This is a genomic window from Neptunomonas marina (assembly GCF_004005935.1).
Lineage (GTDB): Bacteria > Pseudomonadota > Gammaproteobacteria > Pseudomonadales > Balneatricaceae > Neptunomonas > Neptunomonas marina.
Map to the genome: position 1 here is coordinate 87,832 of NZ_SACQ01000001.1, position 24,825 is coordinate 112,656.

The 24,825-nt window shown below is 49.9% G+C and carries 26 protein-coding genes; 18 read left to right on the top strand and 8 right to left on the bottom strand.

Annotation, left to right across the window (positions count from 1 at the left end):
- The first annotated feature begins 35 nt into the window (after positions 1-35).
- The 7 genes from EOE65_RS00410 to EOE65_RS00440 all read left to right on the top strand — a co-directional run bounded on the left by EOE65_RS00410 (position 36) and on the right by EOE65_RS00440 (position 6,964).
- Positions 36-968 carry a LysR family transcriptional regulator gene (locus EOE65_RS00410; RefSeq protein WP_127692319.1) on the top strand — a complete coding sequence of 311 codons (933 nt, stop codon included), beginning with the start codon at positions 36-38 and terminating at the stop codon, positions 966-968.
- Positions 969-986: 18 nt separating this feature from the next.
- Positions 987-2,309, top strand: a complete 1,323-nt coding sequence (gene pepQ, locus EOE65_RS00415; protein WP_127692320.1) for a Xaa-Pro dipeptidase — start codon at positions 987-989, stop codon at positions 2,307-2,309.
- 94 nt (positions 2,310-2,403) lie between these two features.
- Positions 2,404-3,432 (top strand): hypothetical protein, encoded by a 1,029-nt coding sequence (locus EOE65_RS00420; RefSeq protein WP_127692321.1) that lies wholly within the window; start codon positions 2,404-2,406, stop codon positions 3,430-3,432.
- Between the two features lie 12 nt (positions 3,433-3,444).
- The gene (locus EOE65_RS00425; protein WP_127692322.1) at positions 3,445-4,056 is read left to right on the top strand and encodes a glutathione S-transferase family protein; all 612 of its coding nucleotides are present in this window, start codon (positions 3,445-3,447) and stop codon (positions 4,054-4,056) included.
- A gap of 74 nt (positions 4,057-4,130) precedes the next feature.
- Positions 4,131-4,691: an RNA 2',3'-cyclic phosphodiesterase gene (gene thpR, locus EOE65_RS00430; protein WP_127692323.1), complete on the top strand. Its 561-nt coding sequence runs from the start codon at positions 4,131-4,133 to the stop codon at positions 4,689-4,691.
- A 28-nt stretch (positions 4,692-4,719) separates the two neighbouring features.
- Complete coding sequence (gene trhP / locus EOE65_RS00435; RefSeq protein WP_127692324.1) at positions 4,720-6,066, top strand: prephenate-dependent tRNA uridine(34) hydroxylase TrhP; 1,347 nt, start codon at positions 4,720-4,722, stop codon at positions 6,064-6,066.
- 43 nt (positions 6,067-6,109) lie between these two features.
- Positions 6,110-6,964 carry a prenyltransferase gene (locus tag EOE65_RS00440; RefSeq protein WP_127692325.1) on the top strand — a complete coding sequence of 285 codons (855 nt, stop codon included), beginning with the start codon at positions 6,110-6,112 and terminating at the stop codon, positions 6,962-6,964.
- Here EOE65_RS00440 and EOE65_RS00445 read toward each other — a convergent pair.
- Positions 6,935-7,270: a hypothetical protein gene (locus EOE65_RS00445; RefSeq protein ID WP_127692326.1), complete on the bottom strand. Its 336-nt coding sequence runs from the start codon at positions 7,268-7,270 to the stop codon at positions 6,935-6,937. The two genes, EOE65_RS00440 and EOE65_RS00445, sit on opposite strands and share 30 nt — an antisense overlap.
- A 155-nt stretch (positions 7,271-7,425) precedes the next feature.
- Between EOE65_RS00445 and EOE65_RS00450 the strand changes: the two genes are divergently transcribed.
- Together EOE65_RS00450 and EOE65_RS00455 are read left to right on the top strand one after the other, a co-directional pair.
- Positions 7,426-7,860 carry a hypothetical protein gene (locus EOE65_RS00450; protein ID WP_127692327.1) on the top strand — a complete coding sequence of 145 codons (435 nt, stop codon included), beginning with the start codon at positions 7,426-7,428 and terminating at the stop codon, positions 7,858-7,860.
- 154 nt (positions 7,861-8,014) lie between these two features.
- The gene (locus EOE65_RS00455) at positions 8,015-9,523 is read left to right on the top strand and encodes a fumarate hydratase (RefSeq protein WP_127692328.1); all 1,509 of its coding nucleotides are present in this window, start codon (positions 8,015-8,017) and stop codon (positions 9,521-9,523) included.
- A 77-nt stretch (positions 9,524-9,600) separates the two neighbouring features.
- Here the strand turns inward: EOE65_RS00455 and EOE65_RS00460 are convergent, their stop codons facing one another.
- The 3 genes from EOE65_RS00460 to EOE65_RS00470 form a co-directional block, all read right to left on the bottom strand.
- Positions 9,601-11,232 (bottom strand): CHASE2 domain-containing protein, encoded by a 1,632-nt coding sequence (locus EOE65_RS00460; protein ID WP_127692329.1) that lies wholly within the window; start codon positions 11,230-11,232, stop codon positions 9,601-9,603.
- A gap of 15 nt (positions 11,233-11,247) precedes the next feature.
- On the bottom strand, positions 11,248-12,906 hold the full coding sequence (locus tag EOE65_RS00465; protein ID WP_127692330.1) for a FecR family protein: 1,659 nt from the start codon (positions 12,904-12,906) through the stop codon (positions 11,248-11,250).
- Between the two features lie 246 nt (positions 12,907-13,152).
- A complete protein-coding gene (locus tag EOE65_RS00470) occupies positions 13,153-13,470 on the bottom strand; it encodes a hypothetical protein (protein WP_127692331.1) in 318 nt (105 codons plus the stop codon).
- A 111-nt stretch (positions 13,471-13,581) separates the two neighbouring features.
- Here EOE65_RS00470 and EOE65_RS00475 point away from each other — a divergent pair, with 111 nt between their 5' ends.
- Positions 13,582-14,028 (top strand): flavodoxin domain-containing protein, encoded by a 447-nt coding sequence (locus EOE65_RS00475; protein WP_127692332.1) that lies wholly within the window; start codon positions 13,582-13,584, stop codon positions 14,026-14,028.
- On the opposite strand, the gene EOE65_RS00480 is transcribed toward EOE65_RS00475, so the two are convergent.
- The 3 genes from EOE65_RS00480 to EOE65_RS00490 form a co-directional block, all read right to left on the bottom strand.
- Positions 14,023-16,674, bottom strand: coding sequence for a bifunctional diguanylate cyclase/phosphodiesterase (locus EOE65_RS00480; protein ID WP_127692333.1), 2,652 nt, complete (start codon positions 16,672-16,674; stop codon positions 14,023-14,025). The genes EOE65_RS00475 and EOE65_RS00480 overlap by 6 nt on opposite strands.
- Positions 16,675-16,736: 62 nt before the next feature.
- Positions 16,737-17,474, bottom strand: coding sequence for an oxygen-insensitive NADPH nitroreductase (nfsA, locus tag EOE65_RS00485; protein ID WP_127692334.1), 738 nt, complete (start codon positions 17,472-17,474; stop codon positions 16,737-16,739).
- Positions 17,475-17,484: 10 nt separating this feature from the next.
- Positions 17,485-18,075 (bottom strand): alpha-ketoglutarate-dependent dioxygenase AlkB family protein, encoded by a 591-nt coding sequence (locus EOE65_RS00490; protein ID WP_127692335.1) that lies wholly within the window; start codon positions 18,073-18,075, stop codon positions 17,485-17,487.
- Positions 18,076-18,232: 157 nt separating this feature from the next.
- Here EOE65_RS00490 and purU point away from each other — a divergent pair, with 157 nt between their 5' ends.
- The 4 genes from purU (at position 18,233) to EOE65_RS00510 (ending at position 21,208) form a co-directional block, all read left to right on the top strand.
- Positions 18,233-19,087: a formyltetrahydrofolate deformylase gene (purU, locus tag EOE65_RS00495; protein ID WP_127692336.1), complete on the top strand. Its 855-nt coding sequence runs from the start codon at positions 18,233-18,235 to the stop codon at positions 19,085-19,087.
- 102 nt (positions 19,088-19,189) lie between these two features.
- Complete coding sequence (locus EOE65_RS00500; protein ID WP_127692337.1) at positions 19,190-19,597, top strand: CBS domain-containing protein; 408 nt, start codon at positions 19,190-19,192, stop codon at positions 19,595-19,597.
- A gap of 56 nt (positions 19,598-19,653) precedes the next feature.
- Entirely contained in the window at positions 19,654-20,496 is an 843-nt protein-coding gene (locus EOE65_RS00505) for a DnaT-like ssDNA-binding domain-containing protein (protein WP_127692338.1), read from the top strand.
- Between the two features lie 61 nt (positions 20,497-20,557).
- The gene (locus tag EOE65_RS00510; RefSeq protein ID WP_127692339.1) at positions 20,558-21,208 is read left to right on the top strand and encodes a replication protein P; all 651 of its coding nucleotides are present in this window, start codon (positions 20,558-20,560) and stop codon (positions 21,206-21,208) included.
- A 58-nt stretch (positions 21,209-21,266) separates the two neighbouring features.
- On the opposite strand, the gene EOE65_RS00515 is transcribed toward EOE65_RS00510, so the two are convergent.
- Positions 21,267-22,310 carry a DUF3549 family protein gene (locus tag EOE65_RS00515; protein WP_127692340.1) on the bottom strand — a complete coding sequence of 348 codons (1,044 nt, stop codon included), beginning with the start codon at positions 22,308-22,310 and terminating at the stop codon, positions 21,267-21,269.
- 225 nt (positions 22,311-22,535) lie between these two features.
- On the opposite strand from EOE65_RS00515, the gene EOE65_RS00520 reads away from it, so the two are divergent.
- From EOE65_RS00520 to EOE65_RS00535, 4 genes are read left to right on the top strand one after another with little or no spacing between them, the layout of a single operon-like run.
- A complete protein-coding gene (locus tag EOE65_RS00520; protein ID WP_127692341.1) occupies positions 22,536-23,261 on the top strand; it encodes a DUF1538 domain-containing protein in 726 nt (241 codons plus the stop codon).
- Positions 23,258-24,082, top strand: a complete 825-nt coding sequence (locus EOE65_RS00525) for a DUF1538 domain-containing protein (RefSeq protein ID WP_127692342.1) — start codon at positions 23,258-23,260, stop codon at positions 24,080-24,082. Before EOE65_RS00520 ends, EOE65_RS00525 begins: the two co-directional genes overlap by 4 nt.
- Positions 24,072-24,422: a P-II family nitrogen regulator gene (locus tag EOE65_RS00530; RefSeq protein ID WP_127692343.1), complete on the top strand. Its 351-nt coding sequence runs from the start codon at positions 24,072-24,074 to the stop codon at positions 24,420-24,422. Before EOE65_RS00525 ends, EOE65_RS00530 begins: the two co-directional genes overlap by 11 nt.
- Complete coding sequence (locus EOE65_RS00535; RefSeq protein WP_127692344.1) at positions 24,419-24,817, top strand: CBS domain-containing protein; 399 nt, start codon at positions 24,419-24,421, stop codon at positions 24,815-24,817. The genes EOE65_RS00530 and EOE65_RS00535 overlap by 4 nt, the downstream gene beginning before the upstream one ends.
- The last annotated feature ends 8 nt before the right edge of the window (positions 24,818-24,825 follow it).

Consider the following 24,825-nt stretch of genomic DNA (forward strand, 5'->3'; position numbering starts at 1 on the left):
AAAAGTCACTTAGTTTGGCTTAGATCGGGGGGAGCATGGAACTTCGTTGGTTAGATGACTTTATCGCGCTGGCGCAGACACGGCATTTTTCGCGTGCTGCGGAGGAGCGAAACGTCACTCAGCCGACGTTGAGCCGGCGCATCAAACTCCTTGAAGAGGAGATGGGAGTTACCCTCATTGATCGTAATACATTGCCTCTGACGCTCACTCCAGCCGGAGAAATTTTCCTGCTGGGCGCGCGGCAGATGTCGAGTATTGCCCAAGACACGAAAGCGCGCTGCCGCGAGATACGAGAGGCTCAAGAGAGTCGGCTGCGCTTTGCTACAACGCAAACACTGTACTTGCTCTTCTATCGCAACTGGCTTATGCCTGCTTCAGAGCGCCATGGGGTTGATATCGATCTTGATCTGACCTCCACCGCTTGGGGCGCGAGCGATTTTGTGAACGCTCTGCAGCAAGGGAAGTGCGATTTGGTACTCTGCTATTGGCATCCCTTGATTGACGTGATCGAGGATTTGGAGAGCGATGAGTTTGAGCATATCGTCGTATGCGATGAAGAACTGATCCCCATATCGGCGACCAACGAGGCTGGTGAGGCTATTTTTCAGCTACCGGGTAGCAAACGTGATCCACTTCCCTATATCAACTACCACCCAAGCTCGTTCTTAAGACCTCTGATTGAACATAAGTTACAAAACACACCTGATACGCCGCATCTAACGACGATTAACGAAAATATGGCATCGGTGAGTGTAAAAGCGATGATTAAAGAGGGCTTTGGTGTTGGCTGGGTACCGAAGCGCTTGGCCGAGGAGAGCCTCAACTATCGCCGTTTAGCTGCGGCGGGCGATGAGCACTGGAATATTCCACTGCAGGTGCGTTTGTATCGCCTGCGAAGTAACCATCATGCCTCACTTGAGCCGTTCTGGCGTAAGCTTGCCGCTGAGCAAGCGCCTCAAACTGATTAATGTATAAAAGGTAGAAATATGTTGTCTCTATTTGATAGCCACCTGACAAACATGTTGCAGCGCACGCGCCGCATATTGGAGCAGTTTGAGTTTGATAGTTTACTCGTCTACTCAGGCCATACAGAGAACCACTTTCTTGATGACTATGCGCCGGCATTTAAAGCGAATCCGCACTTTGTGCAGTGGATGCCTTTCTTAACAGATCATCCTAAGAGCTGGGTGCTGATAACCAATGAGGGCAAGCCCAAGCTATTTATCTACTCACCGGATGATTTTTGGCATGTAACACCTTCGCAACCTGATGCCTTTTGGTGCGAGCACTACGATATTACGTTGTTTGCCGATGCGAACGTATTGATTAGTCAATTGCCTAGCATGGGTCGTACTGCGCTGGTTAGTGGTAATCATCTTGATGCTTTGCCGCCGAATGTCTCCGTTAACGCTGCAGATCTGTTAGCCGCAATTCACCATGATCGTGCTACGAAGTCGGAGTTTGAACAGGGATGTATTCGTGAGGCGAACCGGGTTGCTGCGCTAGGGCATCAAGCTGCACAGCTTGGCTTCTCGCAGGGCTTATCCGAGTTCGAAATTCACCAAATGTACTTGGGCGCCACGCAGCAACTTGAGACGGCACTGCCTTACAACAATATTATCGGCCTCAATGAACACGCGGCTGTGTTGCACTATCAACACAAAGAGACAGCCCTGCCGGGAAATCACCGGTCAATGCTGGTGGACGCAGGCGCAACGCACTGGGGATATGTGGCAGACATTACCCGTACCACCTCGCAAGGGGATCAAGCCTTTGCCGCCTTAATCGAGGAGCTGGACCGTGCGCAGCTAGAGATTGTTGCCAGTGCAAAGGTGGGGACATCGTTTGTGGCTTTGCACGAACAGATGCACGCCAAACTGTTTGATATCCTGCTGTTATCTGGCGTGATTACAACCGAGCTGCAAAACGACGCTGAGCGTTTAGCGTTAACACGGACCTTTTTTCCACATGGCCTTGGTCATTTGCTGGGTATTCAGGTCCACGATATTGGTGGTTGGCAGCATGACGCTAGCGGTGCCATCGTGGAGCCGCCAGAAGCGCACCCCTTCCTGCGCCTAACTCGCACGTTAGAAGAGGGCATGGTGGTCACGATTGAGCCGGGCCTTTATTTTATTCCGAGTTTGCTTGCTCAGCTCAAGGAAACGGCGCTGCATCAGCATGTGAATTGGTCGCTTGTTGAGCACCTGTTGCCTTGGGGTGGTATTCGTATTGAAGACAACATCTGTGTCAAAGCCAACGGCGCGGAGAACTATACACGCGATGCGTTCGCAGCTTCTGCGCTTCGCTAGTGAGCCTCGGTGCAGCAAGAGGCCAAGCAAAGGCCTTTTGTTGCGCTAATAAAGCTGCTACTTTTTTGCTCTGAGTTTTCCGATGGACAAAACCATGAGCCAGCATGACCCTCACTTAAATGTGCCCAACCTAGGCCCCGCCAAAGAGCCTTCATCTGTCGCTACTCCTGATGCTGCCCATCGTGGCAAGCCTGCTGCCCCTGCCGCTTCTGAGGCAAGTCGTGGCGGTTGGTTTACGTCGCTTGTTTTAATTTTACTTACCGCAGCGTGTAGTGGGTTGGGTTACTTGGTGTTTGACGCGCAGCAGAAAAGTGAGCTTCGCGAATTTGTGCTGCAAACGGAGCTCGATCAAGCAAAGCAACGCATTGCTGCACTGGAAACTATGTTGAGCGTAGATCCTGACAATGCAGCTGAAGATACCCCGAGTGTGGTTGCTCAGCTACAAACGCTAGAAAATCTTCAAGCCGCGCAACAAGCGAAACTAGATACCGAGACGGCGAAGTTGTGGGAAGCGGTTAATCAATCGGTTAACACGGATCTTGCGCAAGTGAAAAAGCAGATAGCCAGTAACAGCAGTGCCATTGTTGAAGTGAATGAGGCTATCACGCAGGCCATAAAAGCGGGGCAGAGCCAGGCGGGTACGCTTGAGCAGCTGAGCCAAGCACAGAGCGACTTAAGTCAGCAGCTCACTCAGGTACAGGCTTTGCAGGCGGCTTTAACGGCCCTAGAAGGGCAGTTGAAAACCGCGGAAAGTACCATGGTGTCGTTACAAACAAGTCAAGAAGCCGCTGCCAAGCAAGCTGGCGCTAAGCACGCCAAACAACAGCAGCAACTTACTGATATTCAGAATGCTCTTGCTGCGCTGCGTACGCATATTGCCGTGGTAGAAGAGTCGGTCGCAGATGATTTCGTTGATCTACGCACTGTCCTAAAGCAACAAGACACTAAGCTTGCGCAGTTACAAAAGCAGCCTCGCGCCACCAACAATAGCTCGGTAGTCAAGCGTGTTAAGGCATTAGAAAACGATATTAATGCGATTGATGCTAGCCGACGCAATGTGAATCGTGAACTGTTGGCGATCAAAAAACGCATTAACAACTTACAAGCCCGTATCGGTAATTAATAGGTAGCCATAATGATCAAGCTATATGGAAGTGCATTGTCCCGAGGGGCAGCGGTAATGGTTGTGTTAGAGACCCTTGGCCTCGAGTATGAGGTGGAAGAGATGTTGCCCCGCAGCCCGCAAACGCAAACCGCTGACTACTTGGCGCTTAATCCAACAGGAAAAGTACCAACGCTGGTGGATGGCGATGTGGTTATCTTTGAAACACAGGCGATTCTCTATTACTTGGTGCGCCAGTACGGCAATGGCAAGCTTTGGGCTGATACGCCAGCGGGCGAGGCAAGTATCTGGCAGTGGACGCTCTTTATTAGTAATCAGTTGGAAGCGCCTGCGCTGGAGATGTTATTGCAGGTTAAGTATGCCGGTGACGCTCCTGATCAGAGCGCACTGGCAAAGGCAGCAGAGCAGTTAACGCGCTTTCTGCCTGTGTTGGAGCAGCGTTTGGCTGAGCAAGACTACTTATGTGGCGAGAAAACCTTTGCAGATATTCACGGTGCTTTAGTCCTCAGTTGGCCGAAACTGGCGAAGTTTGATTACTCTGCATACCCAGCGGTTGAACGCTGGTTACGCATGATGCTTTCAAGTGAAGAGAACAAACGTGTGACTGCACGTATGCGTCGTTGATAAATATTTGCGCTACGCTGCCTTGGTAGGCAAAATAGCTCGTTTCGAATGAAGAAGGTGTATGCCCGGAGCCCATGAGGATTCGAACTTTTTTTGCGCTGCGTCTAAACGACAAGGTTGTTAGGCAGCTAGCGGACTGTGCCGATGGTATGTGTGGACATGATCGGCAGCTAGAGGTCGACTGGGTCGACTCTGATGCTTACCACTTAACGCTGTGCTTCTTAGGCGATACAACGCTTGAGCAAGTAGACCAGCTAGAGGATGAGGCTAAGCGGGCACTGAGTGATGAGTTCTCCTTGCAAGTGCATTTGGACCGTATTCGTTACTACCAAGTAAACCCAGAGCTTGCGCTGATTGCAGCGCTTCCATCAGCTAATGAAGAGCTGGTTGCTTTGCAACAGCACGTTGCTGATATGGTTGAGCGGGTGGGCATTAACCCTGATGCAGGGGACTTTAAACCCCATATAACGTTGGGACGAATGCCTGCTGATAACCGCTTTGAGCATCCGTGCTGCTGGCCAGAGTTGGATCTCTTCAGTTTGGCCGATTCAGTTGTTCTGTTTCAGAGCAAACGCGGCGAGCATGGCTCAGTATATACACCTCTGTTCGAAGTCGAATTGCAAGACCTTGCATGATTAACCCATCTCCGAGATTCCAGTGCATATGTTAAGTCCAGAACTTTTGTCCCCTGCCGGGACACTTAAAAATATGAAATACGCTTTTGCATACGGTGCCGATGCTGTATACGCCGGGCAACCCCGTTATAGCTTGCGTGTGCGTAACAACGATTTCAACATGGATAACCTGGCAGAAGGGATTGATATTGCACACCAGCAAGGTAAAAAGTTTTTCCTCGCTAGTAACATCTTGCCGCACAATAGCAAGCTCAAAACCTACATTGATGATCTTAAACCGGTTATCGCGATGGGTCCTGATGCGCTGATTATGTCCGATCCTGGACTCGTCATGCTGGTTAAAGAACACTTTCCTGATGTGCCAATTCATCTGTCGGTGCAGGCCAATACGATGAACTGGGCGGCGGTGAAATTCTGGCACCAAGCTGGCATTGAGCGAGTGATTTTGTCCCGTGAACTCTCACTGGATGAAGTAGAAGAGATCCGCCAACGTTGCCCAGAGATGGAAATTGAGGTGTTTGTGCATGGCGCGCTGTGTATCGCTTATTCTGGCCGCTGTTTGCTCTCCGGTTACATTAACAAGCGTGATCCGAATCAGGGTACTTGCACCAACACGTGCCGTTGGAAGTATGATGCGCACGAAGCAACACAGAGTGAATCTGGCGATATTATTCCGGTACAGAGCTTTGATCCGCAAGCTGCGACGCCAGATCTAGGTGTTGGCGAACCAACCGACAAGATCTTCTTGCTGCAAGAAGAAACTCGCCCTGGTGAGTACATGCCTGCCTTTGAAGATGAGCACGGTACGTACATCATGAACTCAAAGGACTTGCGCGCGATTCAGCACGTGCACCGCCTCGCTGCGATGGGTGTTGACTCGCTCAAGATCGAGGGGCGTACTAAGTCGCACTACTATGTTGCGCGTACTGCGCAGACATATCGTAAAGCGATCGACGATGCGGTTGCTGGTCGTCCATTTGATATGTCCTTGATGGATGAACTCGAGAATTTGGCCAGCCGTGGTTACACGGAAGGCTTTTATCGCCGCCACGTGCATGATGAGTACCAGAACTACGAGACAGGTAACTCTGTTGGCGTGCATCAGCAGTTTGTGGGCGAAGTACTCGAGTACGATCGCAGTGCAGGCGTCATGCATGTTGACGTGAAAAACCGTTTTGCTGTGGGTGATACGCTGGAGCTGATGACGCCGGCTGGCAATCGCAAGTTTCAACTGCAAAACATGGTCAACAAGAAAGGCGAGGATGCTGATGTAGCACCGGGTTCAGGCCATGTTATGCAGATTCCAATCGATGTTGATGCCGATATGACCTATGGTCTGCTCATGCGCGATCTACCGAATGCTCCACAGCGCTAAAGCTATGTATTACAGATAAAAAGGTGCTTAGGCACCTTTTTTAATGGATCAAATAAAGATGGGTAAGGATTACAGTTTTCTCGCTTCATTGCGTCCGTTTTCATTTGTTGTTGCCCTGTTAGCATGTGGGCTAGGTTGGGTTCTTGCGGCCCAACAGAGTCGCGTTGCGGTGGAACATGGCGTGCTTATTTTGCTTGGCGGGCTCTTATTGCAGGCGGGCGTCAACCTTATCAATGACTATGCGGATCTCTCGCTGATTGGCTTAGATGTCGTCAGGCGTCGCCGTATTCGGCGCAACTTTGCGGCTGGCTTAGGCTGTTTTCTTGCAGCAGCAGGGGTGGGTGTTTACTTCGCCGCTCTGGTGGGCTTCCCGTTTTTGCTGCTCTGTATCGTTGGCCTTGTCGGTGCGCTTGGCTACACGCTCCAGCCAATTAACTATAAAGCGAAGGGGTTGGGCGTCGTTCTTGTTTTTTGGTTGATGGGTGTTCTGATGGTCAGCGGTAGTTATACCGCGCTTACCGGCTTATTTGAGTGGCGGGTGGTCATAATGAGCTTGCCGGTCAGTTGCCTAGTGGCAGCGCTGTTGCTTAGTAACGAGCTACGTGATTATGAAGCAGATCGGGCTGATCAGATTGCGACGCTCACGGTACGCCGTGGCTTTGCTTTTGGTAGGCGCTTATTCCTTGTTATGGTGGCGTTGTGCTATCTCTTAACGTTGCTAAATAGCATGATTTTTGCGCTACCACTGCTGGCTGTAACGCTCCTGAGCGTGCCTTTTGTGAGGCCGTTGTTAGTGCAAGCACAACTCGATAAGCCAAGAGAAAAGCTACCGCCACTGTGTGGCCGCTTGCTGCTCTGCTTCGGCACTTTATACCTGCTCGCACTCGGTCTTGGGTGATTCGAGTATCGTGCAGCGTAGCGGCATCTTCAGGCTATGTTCGGTAATCACTGGTGGAATGTCGAATGCAATCGACTGGAGTGGCTCATCATTTTGCAATGCTGCTAATGATCGTTCACAGAACTCAACATAGAAGCGCTGCATCATAGCGAGATGGGGGTCAGAAACCAGCTTTTGACTTTGGCGTACGTCATCGAGCAGAGTGGTTAACTCTTGGGTGACTGCATCTTTGGGCGCGCGTGGAGCGTTTGCGCTGAACTCAAATACTACCTGATTGACAACGATACGTAGCGTAATGAATTTCATTGCGTTACCTACAGTTATACTTGGGTACTAACTTAACCATAGCTAATTTAGAGAAAAATGTATCTAAGTGAACGCACTTTCGCCAAAAGAAACATGGTGAATAGCGCTTTTTGGCGACTATCATAAAGAGGGTGTATCGATAGAGGGGAGCATTCATGGCGCAAGCGAGTTTGGCACGACGTATGTCAGCATATCAGGCAACTGCAATCTTCAGTGTGATCTTTGCTTTGATTGGCTTCTCTTACAACGTGTGGCGGATGGAGATATCTGAGCAAAACAACACGATCCGCACCGCTGCGTTTGAAGTTGTTAAGGAGCTTGCTGAGCTTGAGCAGCTGGTTTATGCCGCCCATTACGATGCCGATACTGTACGCGGCAATCCTCGTGTTGGCTGGGTGAAAGTGGGTTTAGTCCAAGAGCTCAGTATGCTGATTGGCCCCCAAGTTGAGAGCCAAGCTGCGCTCCTACACAGCACTTGGACACAGCGTTGGCAGCAGATGTCTGTTGATACGCAAGCGGTCAACGAAATCGTGGCCTCTATTGACAAAACTCGTGCCGCTATTCGCTCGACGATCGTGAATCTTGAGTGATATCGCAGCCGATATCAATGCGCTTATTTACGGTCTATCAGCATCGACTTTAGGACTATTGCTGCTATTGCAGTGCCGAACTGTGGGGGCATTTGTTGTATAATCCTCGGTAGATTTGTCAGACAAGAAACGACAGAGAACCGTGGAGCCTCGAATGAGCGTAATTCGCCAAGACGACCTGATCAGCAGTGTTGCTGATGCGTTGCAGTTTATTTCTTACTACCACCCGATCGACTTCGTGAAAGGCGTTCACGAAGCTTACCTAAGAGAAGAGAACCCTGCTGCCAAAGATGCGATGGCACAGATTCTTATTAATTCTCGCATGTGTGCCGAAGGACACCGTCCAATCTGCCAAGATACCGGTATTGTGACGGTATTCATCAAAGTGGGCATGAACGTCCAGTGGTCTGATGCAACGATGAGCGTTGCTGATATGATCAACGAAGGCGTGCGACAAGCATACACACACCCAGATAACGTTCTGCGTGCTTCTATCTTGGCTGATCCTGCAGGTAAGCGCCAAAATACCAAAGACAACACACCAGCGGTTATCCATTACGAAATCGTAGAGGGTGACGAAGTTGAGGTACATGTAGCAGCCAAAGGTGGCGGCTCAGAGAACAAGTCGAAGATGGTGATGCTGAATCCTTCAGATAGCATTGTTGAGTGGGTCAAGAAGACTGTACCAACAATGGGTGCGGGTTGGTGTCCGCCTGGCATGCTGGGTATTGGTATCGGCGGTACAGCCGAGAAAGCGGCTGTCATGGCTAAAGAGTCCTTGATGGATCCTATCGATATTCATGAGTTGCGTGAACGCGGCCCACAGAACCGTGTGGAAGAACTGCGTTTAGAGATCATGGATGCGGTCAATGAGCTAGGTATCGGCGCACAAGGCCTAGGTGGCCTGACGACAGTTCTTGATATTAAGATTAAGGATTACCCAACACATGCGGCATCTTTGCCAATCTGCATGATTCCAAACTGCGCGGCAACTCGTCATGCTCACTTTACGCTTAACGGCTCCGGCCCAGCAGTATTGACGCCACCAAGCCTAGATGAATGGCCAGAAGTGACGTTTGAAGTGGGTGAAACAACACGCCGTGTTGACCTAAACACCGTGACGCAAGAAGAGATTGAGAGCTGGCAGCCGGGCGAGACAGTATTGCTCAACGGTAAAATGCTGACTGGTCGTGATGCAGCTCACAAGAAGATGGTTGAGATGCTAAACAACGGTGAAGAGTTACCGGTTGATCTCAAAGGCCGCTTTATCTACTACGTCGGACCTGTTGATCCGGTTGGTGATGAAGTTGTAGGCCCAGCAGGACCTACGACCGCCACGCGTATGGATAAGTTCACTCGTCAAGTGATCGAGAGCACTGGCTTGATGGGAATGATTGGTAAGTCTGAGCGTGGTCCGATTGCGATCGATGCGATTCGTGACAACAAGGCAGTTTACCTAATGGCTGTGGGTGGCGCTGCATACTTGGTATCTAAAGCGATCACGAACGCCGAGGTGTTGGCGTTCCCTGAACTGGGTATGGAAGCGATCTACGAGTTTGAAGTGAAAGATATGCCGGTAACCGTAGCAGTCGACACGAACGGTGAGTCTGTACACACAACAGGCCCGGCTAAGTGGAAAGAAATTATTGCTACGAAGCTCTAATCACATCCTCCCCTAAAAAAAGCGGCTTATGCCGCTTTTTTTATAGCTGTTCGATGCTATACGTTAGCCATAGCAGTTTAGGCAGTTTCGGGTTCTGCTTGCACGACATTGTTTCCGCCCGATTGTTTGGCGTGTGCGAGAGCCGCTTTTGCTTGTTCGATAAGGTCCTCTTTGCTTTCCATCGTCCGAGTACTGGTGGCAACACCGACACTCAGTGTGATCACGTCTGAGCTTTCTGAACCGCTGTGCTCAATGTCGAGTTGCTCTACCTCGGCGCGCATCTTTTCAGCAATCGAGAGCGCCACATTATTGGGTGTGATCGGCAGCAGTACGGCAAATTTCTCATGTTCGTAACGTGCTACTAAATCGCGCGTCTTGCGTTTATGTGATTGCAAAATTGGACCAATGCGTGCCAGTACCCAGTTGCCGCGTTCTTCGCCAAATGTATCGACAAAGCGTTTAAAGTAATCGACTTCGATAAGGATCACCGATACTGGAATGCGTTTGATTAGGCACTGTTCCCATTCAATCTCTAATGTTTCCTTGAACATCTTCGCGTTTGATAGGTCTGTGATCGCATCGCTGCGCTTACGGGTATCGTTGAAGAACAGTGTTTTTAGGAAATAAAGAGTCACCATCGCTATGATCGCTGCCGCCGCAGGGCCTGTTGGGAGCCAGTAGCCAAAGTGAATAGCGAATGCAGGGACACTTAATGTGCCGATTAACGTAAGAACAATAGGTGCACGGATCAGTAGAGGGTACCCTGTTAGAAATATCGCGGCATAGCCTAATATTAAGATCACTAGTGCATAAGTTAGGCCCCAAATGGGTAAAATTGGCGTCAGAATATGCCGAGATTTTAACGACATATGCAGCCCGGCCGCTAAGCTAGTGCCAGAGTACATTTCAGGGTATTGCGTACCGGGTGTTAAAAACTTGGGCTCTAATCCAGTGGCCTGAATACCTACGAAGACATCTTTACCTCGAAAGATCTCATGATCAATATGTGACTCTAACACGTCAATAAAACTATAGCGCTGAATACCAATAGGCCCGGTAAACGCAGGCATTAATACCTCGTGATCACGCGTCCATTTACGCTTGGTGCCCATATGGGCTTCGGGTGAACGTGTTCCAGGTAAGCGGCCCTCTTGCCCAAGTGTTTCCAAGCTCCCGGCGGTTGCTAAACCGAAGCTTGGCCAGCGCGCTTTATCGATGCCAGCATATAAAAACGCCCGCCGCACATAGCCATCGCTATCGACCTCAACATCCACGTGCCCAAGCCTCGCGCCTTCCGGAACAGTATTATTACGAAATGGGATGATTGTCTTGCCGTCCTCAGCAAAGACGGGGAGAACGACATTTCCGCTATTCCGTATGGCGGTAAGAAGCAGGTGGTCTTCCGAGTTAGGTGATGTATCCGGCTCTACGAAAGCGACGTTATAGCCGATTTGGTTGGCTTCGGCTTGGTCGAGTAGGTGGATCATTTCAGCATGTAGGTGCCGCTCCCAAGGCCAGCGCCCGAGTGCGGAGAGGCTCTTATTATCGATTTCAACGACGATGATGTCGCTGTTACTTTCGGCTTGCTCAAATGGCCATAGATCAAACAGTGTGTTGTCTAAGCGGTGTCCTATGGGGCTGAACGCCACCAATAGAACCACCGCTAAACAGAGTAAGAATCCTATATCTTTATGTCGCAACAAATCCATGCGTATAGGTACATCCTAGAGGAAGATGGCTACAGAGAAGATTCCCCACAGAATCATTGGTAAGAAGTTTTCGATAGGGACATCAATCTTTTGTGGGCTTGTCCAAGCGCCCGCATAGTTGTCATTGTCAAAGCCACGAACACGCATGTAATAGCTACCAGGTTCTGGCTTCTGTATCTCGGCATCGGCACTGTCAGAGCGTGTATCAACAATGATATTTTCGAACGCTTTGTCAGAGGCTATTTGCAACTGGAAGTACTGCGTATTTGGGTCTGGTTGCCACGCTAGGCTGATCTGATCTTCGCCAATCGATGGCTCCGCTAGCTCGGGCGTTTTTGGTACAGGTTTTACATTGATCGCTGTGCTATAGCCCGCCGGGCCTACTTTACCCTCATCGGTAATGCTGGTAACGCGCCAGAAGTAATTGCCTTCTTGAACTTGCTCAAGTGTCAGTGAAGTATCAGAAACCGTTGTGGTTGTGACGATCTTTGTAAAGGCTTCATCGGCTGCTAACTCGAAGCGATAGTTGTCAGCACCTTCAGGCTCCGTCCAGATAAAATCTACTGGGCCAGAATAAAGCTTATCCTTCGTGCGGGGTTTTTGGATCACTGGCGGAAATGGGCGCGCATCAATAGTAAATTGCGCGATTCTCTCGTTGCCTTGCAATCCTTCAGAGTCTGCACCTCTTACGCGCAGCCAGTATACGCCGTCTGCTAGCGCGACAGGCAGGTTAGCCTTGTTTGCAGGTCCAATAGAATCCAGTACTAGGCTGTTAAACGTTTCGCCCTCAGATACTTGCGAACGGTAAGCAACAGCTCCGTTGATTTTATCCCACTGCAGTTTTGCGGGCAGATAACGAACCGTACCCAGCGCCGGTAATTGAGGCGCGTCGAGAAGCTTTTTCGGCGGTTGAATCGGGGCGTCTTTTTGGGTGATCACACCATACGACTGAGGAATATAACGCGAACCAACGGCGTTACCGACTTCGATCTTTCCTTGGGTAACCTCAGCTGCGGTTTCGTCACCGGCGGCACGTACTCGATACACGGTACCTCGCGTGGTAGCGAAAGCGGATGGTGTTTCGATAATAAAACGAGAGTTGTCTGTTTTGTTCGGGTTTGCTCTAATCTCTGCTTCGCCCTCTGCCAGCTCAACATTAATATCGATAACTTTGCGTTGCGCGCCAATAACGGAAGAGCGCTTGATCACCAGCTCGCTATCTGGCGTCAACAAAACTTTGGACTTGTCCTCAAACTCAATGAGTGCGCTGGAGTTTGCACTCGTTAACAGGCGATCGCCCTCGGCCAGTGCGAGTGAATCCGTTAGAGCTTCACGCGTGCTACTTCCATTGCGCTGTATCTGGACCTCACCGGAAACTGTGAGTAAGTCGACTTCTGCGTTGCGCGTTTTCACTAAAGAGCGTGGAATGCGCAGTGTTGTACCAGCGGCCATTAAACGGTCGTTACTTACATTGTTTAACTGCGTGATCTCTTTCCAAGCGCGCCAATCCGTTAACATTTCATGAGCAATCTTCCAGACGTTATCGCCAGGTTGCATCTCATACTCCCAAAACTCCTGCTCTGCGTGGAGCGGGGTGCTCATTGCTGCTAAAAGAGCGGTAGTGAGTGAGTAGGAGAGGGCTTTGCGGTTAACTGTCCTAAAAAAAGAACTCATAGTGTTTTTGCGTCCGTTACAAAACAAATTTGGATCATTCTAGCGGTAATTACGCATTATTGCGACAGCCAGAACTCGGGTAGCTACGCTATTTAAAGGCGGCTTTGGTGATGTCTAAGTTAGTAGGCTTTACGGCCACGGGTCGTGTTCCTTAAGCAAATTTAAACGAATGTTTTAATTTGCTTAAGGGGTAAGCGTCAGTGAGCTCGACTTAATGTTTATTTGTTCCTAAAAGGATACGGTTTGTTATTTATTGTTGAGTGATTTTTGCGCGGCTAAGTAACGCGGCATTGGGCCAATATCCTCATAAATATTCTCTCCATCTTCCACTCTAATAACATGGGTGCCAGGCACATAAGGCATTTGTTGTTCTATTTCGTTGAGTGAGGTGTGGAGCAGAGCGGTAATAACTTCATCGAGAGATAAGTTGTAGGTGCTTGCGAGCGCCTTCAAGCGAATATGATCGGCGGTATTAATGGTACATGTTAATGCTTGTTGGTCCTCTTTAGTGGCGGCTTGTTGTTCCCATTGCTCGAGCAGTTTTGCGAGAGGTGTATGTGCCATAAGTCTGATCCTATGTTAATCCAGCACTAGCTTCAGTTTAGATTGCATCAAGGGTTTCGCAACTAAGGCTCTCTTGCTATAACGGCAACTCAGCTATTGAGGAAGAATGAAATGGCCACTTTTACAGTGATTTACGGGTCAACGTATGGCAGTGCGAAAACGGCTGCTTTAGATATTTGCGACGAGCTTACCGCGCTTGGGCATGATGCTAAGTGTTTGCATAGTCCAACTGCCGAGTCGGTAACCGATTCGGCAGTTGATTGCTTGGTGGTTACGTGTGCCACGATCGGCATGGGCGAAATACCCAGCAACTTAATGCCCCTGTTTTGCGAGCTGAAAGATACGCTGCCCCAGTGCGAAGGGCAGCGCTATGCGATGGTTGCATTTGGAGATAGCTCGTATGAGACCTTTATCGAAGCTCCGCTACAACTTGAGGAGTTACTCCATGACATGCAGATGAAGCCGGCCATTGAACGTTTGGTGATCGACGCTGCCGAGGTCTCTGATCCAGAAGAACTCATCATCCCTTGGGTTAATAGCCTGCTCGATACGCTATAACGCGATGCTGATTTGCTGCTGTAGCCACAGATTCATTTGAGCCACTGACATAGGGCGGCTGATTAAATAGCCTTGTAACTGATCGCAGTTTTCCCGGCGTAAAAACGCTTGTTGCTCGTAGGTCTCAACCCCTTCAGCACATACACTGAGGTTGAGGCTGTGACTCAGTGCGATGACTGCGCGAGCAATTGCTTCATCATTTGGGTCTTCGGGTATATCTCTAACGAGAGACTGATCAATTTTAACCTTTTGCACAGGTAGCATTTTCAGGTAGCTCAGTGAGGAGTAACCAGTGCCAAAGTCATCAAGGGCTATCCGCACGCCAAGTTCACGGAGCCTCTGCAGAACAGGTTGGGCTGCGTTAGCATGTTGCATCACCATGGTCTCGACAATCTCTAATTCGAGAAGGTCGCGGGTTAGGTGTGAATCTTTTAGAAGTCTCTCGACGAGTTCTACCAAACCGCCGCTCAAGATTTGAGGCCCTGCGATATTAACCGCGATACGGAAGTTAGGAAATCCCGACTGACGCCATACAAGCGCCTGCTTAACAGCTTGCTCGAGCACCCAGTTTCCCACACGTGTCATAAGTCCTATCTCCTCTAGGATAGGAATAAACTGGCCCGGAGAAATCAGTCCCTCTGTGGGGTGATTCCAGCGCAATAGCGCTTCAGCGCCTGATATCTTGCCGGTTAATGCATCGATTTGCGGCTGGTAGTACACCTCGAACTGTTCACTCTCAAGAGCGTTACGCAGCGCAGGTTCTAGCCGAACCCATTGCTCTATGCGCTCAGTTTGCTCTGGTTGGTAGCATGCGTATTTGTTACGCCCCCCGGATTTGGCCTGATGTAGAGCGGTATCGGCATTCTTTATCAGTGTTTCGCTATCAAAACCATGCTCGGGGAAGAGGGATATACCGAGGCTTGCCGTCGTAAAGAAGCTACGCCCGCCAAGCTCAAACGTATACTCCATCGCATCAACGACTTGCATTGCGATCTTTTCGGCGGCACCGAAGTGAGCGCACTGCTCTACAAATATCGCAAACTCATCGCCGCCAATGCGGGCGAGAATGGCTGTATCATCGAGCGTTTCTTGCAGCCGCCTCGCGACTTGGATCAGCAGTTGGTCGCCCTCTTGGTGTCCCATTGTCTCGTTGACATGTTTAAAGCGGTCAAGATCAATCATCAATACAGCGCAGTGCTGCGCATCAGATGCCGTATCAATTACGTGATCGACGAGTTTTTTAAAGAGTTTGCGGTTAGGGAGGTCGGTTAATGCGTCATGGTGTGTGAGGTGTCGGAGTTTCGCCTCCGATTCTTTGATATCTGTTACATCCGCCGCAACAATAACAAAGTGCGTTACTGCTTGTTGCGCGTTATAGACTGCGTTGATGTTCATCCACTGGGGGTAACTAGCGCCATTTTTGCGGCGATGCCAGACCTCTCCCTGCCAATGGCCGACGCTGCGTGCGTGCTTGAAGATAGCATCGATTTGCTGCTTTGAGGCGGTGTTACTGCTTAGCAGGTGTGGTGTTTCTCTTAATAGCTCGGCACGGCTGTACCCTGTCATTTCGCAAAAGGCACGATTGGCATCTACGATTTGACATAGATGATCTGTAACCACGATCCCTTCAGTTGTGGACTGGAAGGCGATCCCAGCAAGTTCGAGCTGAGCATGTGCTTCTTTCTCTCTAGAGATATCTAGCAGGATGCAATTGAGGGAGTGTAACTTACCGTTTTGGCGCCACTCGGGTGTTGCAGCAAGGTGGACCCATTTAAGTTGGTCATTCCCATCGGTAACACGGCACTCCACAGACCAAGGTGCAGATGCTGGGTTCTCCAAGTGCTTGAAGATACGCTGCTGATCCTCTTGGGGAACACGTTTCCAGACACTATTAAAGTTGCGGTAGGCTTCATCTGAGGTCACGCCGCATAACGCCTCTATTCCCGAGCTAACAAATGAGAAGTAGGGCAAACCTTTGGGGGTAAACTCCGCTTGCAAGACAACTCCCGGTATCGATGCCGCAACATGAGAAAAGCGTTGTTCTGATGCTTTCAGGTCTCGGGAACTAATATGCTGGTTCAGTGCGATGCTGCACAGATATGCGGCTGTTTCTAGCGTACGCGCTTCTATCGGTGACGGTTGTTTTGACGTCTCAAAGAGTATTCCAATCGCGCCAGAGGGGTGCTGATTCGCATCATGAAGTGGGTACGCCCAAGCGGATTCGACGGCCAGGATATCAGCAATAGCTAATGAGTCTTTCCATCTAGGATCCGTTCTAAGGTGCGAACAAAACACTGGTTGATCGGCGAAGACGGCGGTGCCACAAGCTCGCGACTTAGGCCCCGGTATGACTCCTCGAAAAAGCTCTCGATGTGAGCTGTCTATGCTCGGCGCACACTTCAGGTTCAGTTGGCCTGTAAGCGGGTGTAGCAGCATCACATAACAGTAGCTCCCAGCGATCAATGCTTCGATATCCTGACAGATACTGTGAAGTATCGTTTTTATGGGCAAGTTTTGGGTGATATTTCCCAATTGGTCGCGCTGCAGTTGCAGGAGCCTATTGAGCTCCTGCACATTGGGTTGACTATCGCTACTGCGCGACGGTTCCGGTAGCCATGATGGCACCTGATCCTCGGTTACTTCCATGTTGTCCCATAAAATTTGTGGTTACTAAGTTAGAGTATAGACATTTTATGGCCGAGCAAAGGCTACTTAAGAAGATACCCCTTCTCTTTCAGGAACGGCAGCATATGCGGGCGAGCCTCTTTTACAAGCATGCCTGAGATTTGCTCTGTCCAACTCATATCTTTTTGGCCACCGGTTCGGGTTTTGTAGTACTCCCGAATCACCTCGTCATACTCAGCTAAGTGAGCTTGATCGTCAGTATCGGTGTAACGGTCTGTTTTGAGCACGACAGGGAGGGGGAGACGAGGCTTAACCTCTGGGTTCTGATCGGGGTAACCCAAGCACATACCAAATACCGGATAAACTAGCTCAGGAAGCTCCAATAGCTCACTGACCGCAGCGATATTGTTGCGCAGGCCGCCGATGTAAACACCGCCCATCTCAAGTGATTCGGCAGCAACGATAACGTTTTGTGCGAAGAGTGCACAGTCTGTTGTGGCGGTGATGAACTGCTCGGTAAAGCCGCTTTGCATCGGAGCATCATGCATCTGACAAGCCAGTTGATGGCGCTTCATATCCGCGCAGAACACCAAAAATACAGGAGCTGCAGCCACATAGGCTTGGTTACCGGCGAACTGTGCTAATGCTTGGCGTTTTTCAGCATCAGTGACATTGATAACCGTACACGCCTGGATAAAGCTCGATGTCGCGGCTGCTTGGCCTGCCTGGATGAGTGTGTGCAGGTCGGATGTTTCGATCGGTTGATCAGTAAAAGCGCGAATAGAACGGTGAGCATTGAGTAGGTCGATGGTGGCGTTCATTGCAATTCCTTTATCGAATGTAGCGAAATGTTAAATTGTAGCGCTCTTGGTGCACTCTTTTTGAGGCGGGAACAGAGTGTTGCCAAAAGTGCTGCGTTGTTCCTGCCATCAATAGCAGTGAACCGCTGGTCAGGGTTAGGTCCACTTTTTCGCAGCTCTTCATCGTTTTGTGGCGTAAAACAAAGCGCCGAGCCTCGCCGAGGCTGATTGATGCAACCGCAGGGTTTTGGCCGAGTTCGGGCTCGTCATCACTGTGCCATCCCATCTTATCTTGGCCATCGCGATAGTGATTGAGCAGTGCACAGTTGAAAGGTGTGTCGCATTGCCGACTGACGGTATTACGCAGCCTATCTAGAGGGGTCGGCCATGCGTCAGCAGTGAGCGTTAGCTTTGAGTAGCGATAGCTAAGACCATGGTCGCCAATGAAGGCTTGGCGTCTGGGAATAAAGTGCTCTTTGCCAAACAGTTTGATCTTATCAATACGCCACTCAATGTCATGGCGTAAGCTATGTAAGAGATTCTGTTGCTCATCGGCGTTTAAAAAGTCACGCCATAAATAGAGCGAAAGGTCAGGGCCGCAGATCAGTTCAGGTTTTTCCATATTGCCATCATATCATGCGGCTTCGGAAGGTTGTGTCACTGATGGCCGCGACGCTTAAAGCCTGTGTTATAAGGGTTTTTGCTGTTATGATGTTGCGCTTTGAGTTTTGCTGATCGCATAGCAAAACGTCCAAGTTTGACTAAGAGTGGATAAGAAAATGGAACGTCGCTTTCGACTGGTGTTATCGTGCCCGGATCGTGTGGGTATTGTCGCAATGGTTAGTAACTTTATTTCCAGTCACGGCGGCTCAATTAAGGATGCCAACCAGCACTCTGATCCAACGACGGGTTGGTTTTTCATGCGTGTGGAAATTGGCGCAGCATCGTTACCGTTTGATATCGATGCTCTGCGCGAAGCGTTCGATCCGATAGCGCAGTCATTTAACATGGACTGGCATATCTCAGACTCAGCGCAACCGCGCCGCGTTGTTCTGATGGCGAGTAAAGAATCCCATTGTTTGGCGGATCTTTTGCACCGCTACCACGACAAAGAACTCGATTGTGAGATCGTATGTGTCATCTCTAACCATGATGACCTGCGCAAAATGGTGGAGTGGCATGACATTCCTTACCACCATGTTCCGGTGGACAAAGAGAATAAGCAACCGCATTTTGATAAGGTCAGTGAGTTGATCGAGAACTATCAAGCGGATGTGATCGTATTGGCTCGTTACATGCAGATTTTACCTGCAGATGTGTGTGAAACTTATGCACGCCGTGTGATTAACATCCACCATAGCTTCTTGCCATCTTTTGCGGGCGCCAAGCCTTACCATCAGGCACACGAGCGGGGCGTGAAGCTTATCGGAGCAACCTGCCACTATGTGACAGAAGATCTCGATGCCGGGCCGATTATCGATCAGGATGTGATTCGTATCAGCCACCGAGATCTCCCAGAAGAGATGGTTCGCCTCGGCCGTGATGTCGAGAAAAATGTGTTGTCACGTGGTCTGCGTTGGCACCTAGAAGACCGTATTCTCGTGCACGGCAATAAAACAGTGGTCTTTAACTAAGATCCGGTATCAGCGAAAATAATATTGATCTAATATGGAAAAGGTGGGGCTACTGATCGCATCGTAGTGTGATCACTCCACCCGCTAAGATGGAGAGTATTCATGCTTAAGTCCGTAAAAGTTCAAGATTATATGGCGACAGGTCTGGTAACTTTTCGCCCAGAAACAGATCTATTTGAAGCGATCAATCTGTTGCTGGAGCATCGTATCTCAGGAGCGCCAGTAACCGATCAGCACGGTGTGCTGGTTGGCTTGTTGTCTGAAGTTGACTGCCTGCGTGCTATTCTGACGCTCACCTATCATGAAGAAGAGGTTGGTGGTCAGGTTAAAGATTGTATGACAACTGACGTTGAAACGGTGGCGCATGATGCCAATATCGTTGAAGTCGCAAAACTATTCATTGATAAAGGCCGTCGCAGGATACCGGTGATTAATGATGGTAAGTTAGTTGGGCAGATCAGCCGTCGCGATGTGCTGCGTGCTGTTGAAGAGTTTGCTCAACATATCTGATGCTTAGGCAGCAGCTAGGGAGAGGCCGCTGTTGTTAATGGCCTTTTGGTAGGTGTATGTCGATAGTTATTCCAGAAAAGCCCCACTTGCTCTACCCCTCGCATATTCAATTATTAGGTGTTGAAGGGGCTTTACTGTTCAGTCTTTGTTACGAGGCGCTGAGTACTAAGCGCTCAGACCGTTTAGGCGCTCGTGTACAGGTTTTACCCGCCACTCAGTGGCAGCAGCTCACTGCTTACTGGGAGCCTCAGCGTGTTCATGAATTGGTCGCGCTGTTGGTTGATAAACGCGCTTTGAGCATTACATTGCACAGTAATGGTTCGGTGACGCTAGCGGATTTTTCTGAGTCAGTCCCCCCTGCTGAGCCTAACGAGCCTCCTCGTGAAGCGCTCGATACACTTCCTGTTGTGGATGTGCCCCCGCCACCACCGCCTAGGCCCTTGCCTTCCCGGAACAATATGCGTGAACGGGGACCTGCGCCAGCATTTGGTGGTAGCCTAGGTTGGAATCGACAAAAAGACGAGTTACAGCAGCTTTTTGATCGCCACGAGGAGCGTAACCAGCAGCTACATAAGATGGAGCTAAATTGGCGGCCATCGGAGATGTTTTTTTCGATGTTACCTCGTCACCAAATTCCTGCAGAGTTTGTTGAGGGTTGTATCGACGAGTTCACCCTTTACTATATCGATAAAGACCGGCGTGAGAGCAACTGGGATCAGAAGTTCTTAGCATGGGTGAAGCGCGAGTGGGTTCAGAAGCAGAGCCGTGATGCTCGCGAGCAGCAAAAAGATAACTCAGGATATTCAGGTAATAAGCATGAAAACCCCCGCAGAGATACTCGCGAGAAACGCAAACGGGTTACAGCAGCCATCATGGATATCAAAGACACCGACTGGTAACTCGGGCCAACCATCTGGCTCGGGGCGCCAAATTGGTGTTGAAACCAAGGCGATGGTCAACATGATCTTCGCTAGATTTATGGCGATCTACGGCCACAAGTTTAAGAGCTGCTTTGAAACAGAAGATGAGATTCGGATAGCCAAACGAGAATGGGCTCTCTCGTTATCAGGGTTTAGCGAAGCGCAGCTCGTTGCTGCGGTTGACCGCTGTAAAGAAACCTTGGCGTGGATGCCGTCGATCTCAGAATTTCTGGCCATTATTGACCAGTTGGATGGTGGCGATGGTGTGCCAACGGTTTGGGACGCCTATGTTGAGGCATGCCGATATGCGGGCCAGCCCACGACAGCGAACTGGTCGCACCCTGTGGTCTACCATGCCGGCAAAGAAACCGAGTGGTTTCGATTGCGTACGCAGGAAGAGCGCGAGGTGTTTCCGGTGTTCCGCTACCATTACGACATGGTTAAGCGCCGTTTTCACAGTGGTGAGCCGCTTGAAGAACCCTCCGCGCGTGCACTAGAAGATAAGCGCGAGCTAACGGTATGTGATGTCGTTAAAGCATTTGGTGATAGCAACAATATCTCGCAAGAGGTAGCGGCGTCGCTGCTTTACTATCTCACGAAGCCCGAAGGCTCAAGATCGCGGGCAAATTACCGTCATAAATCACAGCAAAAGGCAGACGAGTTAGGGTTAAGTGTTAAGCTGCCCGATTAGAGTGGTAAGCGTAAAAAAGGGGCACCGTGACACGGTGCCTTTTTGCTTTTAAGTCGTGTTAGCTGAATTTCTTTCCGAACATGGCGCCAACCGCCTTGCTAAGTGCTTCGCTGCGGTTTTCATTACGGAACTGTTGCAGTACCAAAATACGCATGACCGGAATAAACATCAGATCAGCGAGAATGCGCGAAAATCCTGCTTGTCCTGCTTCCGAAACGGCGAGCCGCTCAAGAAATAGATGCAGTAGTTCGGGGTGCTGTAGTGACTCGTTGCAGCGTGTTGCGATAGCGGCCATCACCTCTGCACTTCCTTGATATTGGGAGTTTAAAGTCAGCTGCAGGGCTTGTGAGCGTAGCGTATCGCTATGAGTGTTGGATAGCCCCCTGAGTAGCGCCGCGACTAAGCTTGCTTGCTCGGGTTCAGCGATTGCTTTTTTAAGCCGGGCGAGCAGCGCTTCAGCGATCTTATGATCAGGCTTGGAGTGCTCCAAACAGGTGGCTAGCGCAACCAAGGGTTCGCTAGGTATGTTTGGTATTGCGTTAAGCAGATACTGCTGCTGTGATTCTAGGTCAGCGACCAGATCGGCAATGCCCTGGTAACCCACGCCTGACCACTGATCCCAGCCCAAATCACCACTGAAGTACGCTTTTGCACCCGCTAAAAACTGGCTCGCAGGCTGCTGTGTAATGTGTGCAGCGATGGCATGAAACATCGCCATCTTCTCTTGATCGGGTGTGAAGGAGAAGGGGTTGTCCTTGAGTGCGTCGTTAGCTTCGGAGATCGCGTTGTTATCCAGCATTTGCTGGATGTTTTGCATTAAACGACCCAAGAAATCATCACGTACCGCTTGTACAAGAAAGCCCTGTTCATCCAGTGGGAACTTCAGAAACCAAACCACATTTTGCTGCTTATGCTTTGGGTTCCACAACATGAGTGCGAGCCAAGCATGGTGTAAGTAGGGTGTTGGGTAGGGGATAAGGCCTTGCTCGAACTTATCGAACTGGTCAGTGGTCAGCTTGCTGATACGTCGTCCCATATCAAAGATTCGAAATTGAGCACCACTTTGTTGGAGCAGTTTACTGATACTGGAAAGTTGCGTCATCGATACCTCAGCAAGAAAGTTAAACCAGACAAAGACGCTAAGTTTACCAGTATTAGCAGGTTGCTTCAGTGCTTCTTGAGTCGGGTTTATTGCAAAAACATGACAGGTGGAATGTGACTTGGATCAAGCCGGTGTGAAGTAGCACTACGAAGCTGAGTGTATCGTTGCAATGTGAACTAAACTTATTGAAGAATCAATTGCTTAGATATATTTCAACGGAGACGAATGATAGCGCTTTTTCACTCACTTTTAGGTAGCTTACGTGACTTGGCTCCCATTGTTGTGGTGATCGGTTTCTTTCAGATTGCGGTCCTGCAACAACCTATTCCCGACTTCGCCAATCTCATTGTAGGCCTTGCTTGTGTCACACTCGGGTTAACCTTTTTCATCTATGGCCTAGAGCTCGGGCTTTTTCCCATTGGAGAATCCATGGCGCAGGCTTTTGCGCGCAAAGGGAGTGTCTTTTGGTTGCTGACATTTGCGTTTGCTCTAGGCTTTGGCACGACCGTAGCAGAGCCTGCGCTCATCGCCGTGGCTGCTGAAGCTGCACGTATCGCGGCGCAGGGTGGCATGATTGAAACCACCGAGCAGGCGCAAGCGGATTATGCGACGGGTCTGCGGTTAACCGTAGCCGTTTCTGTAGGCTTAGCCATCGTGCTAGGTGTGTTACGGATTCTCAAAGGTTGGTCTATCCAGTACATGATTATTGGTGGTTACGTATTAGTGGTATTGATGACGACGTTAGCGCCACGCGAAATTATCGGTATCGCATATGACTCAGGCGGTGTTACAACCTCAACGATTACTGTGCCCTTGGTAACTGCGCTGGGTGTTGGGCTGGCTTCCTCTATTAAAGGGCGTAACCCCATGGTGGATGGATTTGGGCTGATAGCATTTGCGTCATTGACGCCGATGATCTTTGTGATGGGCTATGGAATGGTGATTTCATGAACCAGCTACTGAGTGACTTTTTTAGCGTCTTCTTAGCTACGATTCAGGATGTTTTGCCGATTGTTGTGATCATCTTTGGTTTCCAGCTGCTTGTTATTCGCCGACAGATTCCAAGGTTTAGCAAAGTCCTAATTGGTTTTGTTTATGTGTTGATAGGCCTAACGCTCTTTCTACTTGGGCTTGAAAAAGCACTATTTCCGATAGGGCGCTTGATGGCTGAGCAGTTGACCAATCCAGAGTTTATTCGTGAGTGGTCCGGGAGTTTAGATCAATCTACTGCACTGCATTGGAGTGATTATTACTGGGTCTTTTTATTCGCCTTTGCGATTGGTGCGAGTACGACCATTGCAGAGCCTTCGTTAATTGCGGTGGCGATTAAGGCAAATGAGGTATCAGGTGGTGCGATCGGTGTCTGGGGGCTGCGATTAGCCGTAGCACTGGGTGTGGCTGTTGGTATTGCGTTAGGAACATGGCGCATTGTGACGGGTTACCCCATCCATTGGTTCATTATCGCCGGTTATATCGTTGTGGTGATCCAAACTACGTTTGCGCCTAAGCTCATCGTGCCGTTGGCATATGATTCAGGTGGCGTGACCACCTCCACGGTTACCGTTCCATTAGTGGCTGCGTTAGGTCTTGGCCTAGCGGAGACAGTACCGGGGCGCAGTGCGTTAATTGACGGTTTTGGCCTTATCGCCTTTGCAAGCTTATTCCCCATGATATCGGTGATGGGATACGCGCAGATTACAGAATACCTAGCTGCCCGCGAAAAACAGAAACGCGTGTTGGCTGAAAACGAGGGAGTGAATAATGCACTTTAAGCTACTGGTTGTATTTGTAGAAGATAGCAAGACAGATCTTGTCATGAAGGCGGCACGGGACGCGGGTGCGACAGGGGCGACGATAATCAATAACGCTCGCGGTGAGGGTGTGAATCGAGCCAAGACGTTTTTTGGTCTTTCGCTAGAGACACAGCGTGATGTGCTGCTATTTATTGTTGAGGAGCATTTAAGCCGCAAGATCCTCGAGACGATTAGCGCCGCAGCCAAGTTTGATGAAGAACCAGGGCAAGGCGTGGCAATACAGATCGATGTCGAAGATGCGGTAGGTGTTGGGCATCAAATAGAAAAACTGACGGCCTTTGTGGAGGACGAAATATGAGTACAGAGCGTAATCTGGTGCGTGTTGCGGATGTCATGATGCAAGACTACGCCATGGTTGATGGGCTGATGTCGGTAAAAGATGCGTTGCGTATCTTCAAGGAGGAGAAGGCCTCTTTGTTAATCGTGAAAAAGCGAGATGCAGATGACGAGTTTGGTTTAGTTTTGTTATCCGATATTGCGAAAGATGTGCTCGCTAAAGACCGTTCACCAGAGCGTGTGAACGTGTATGAGGTGATGGCGAAACCGGTGATCAGCGTCGAGCCGCGCATGGATGTGCGTTACTGCGCGCGTCTGTTTGATAACTTCGGCTTATCGACTGCGCCGGTTATCGAGCAGGGCCAAGTGGTGGGTGTTGTTAGCTACAATGAGATTGTACTAGCGGGCTTACAGTAATGCTCCTC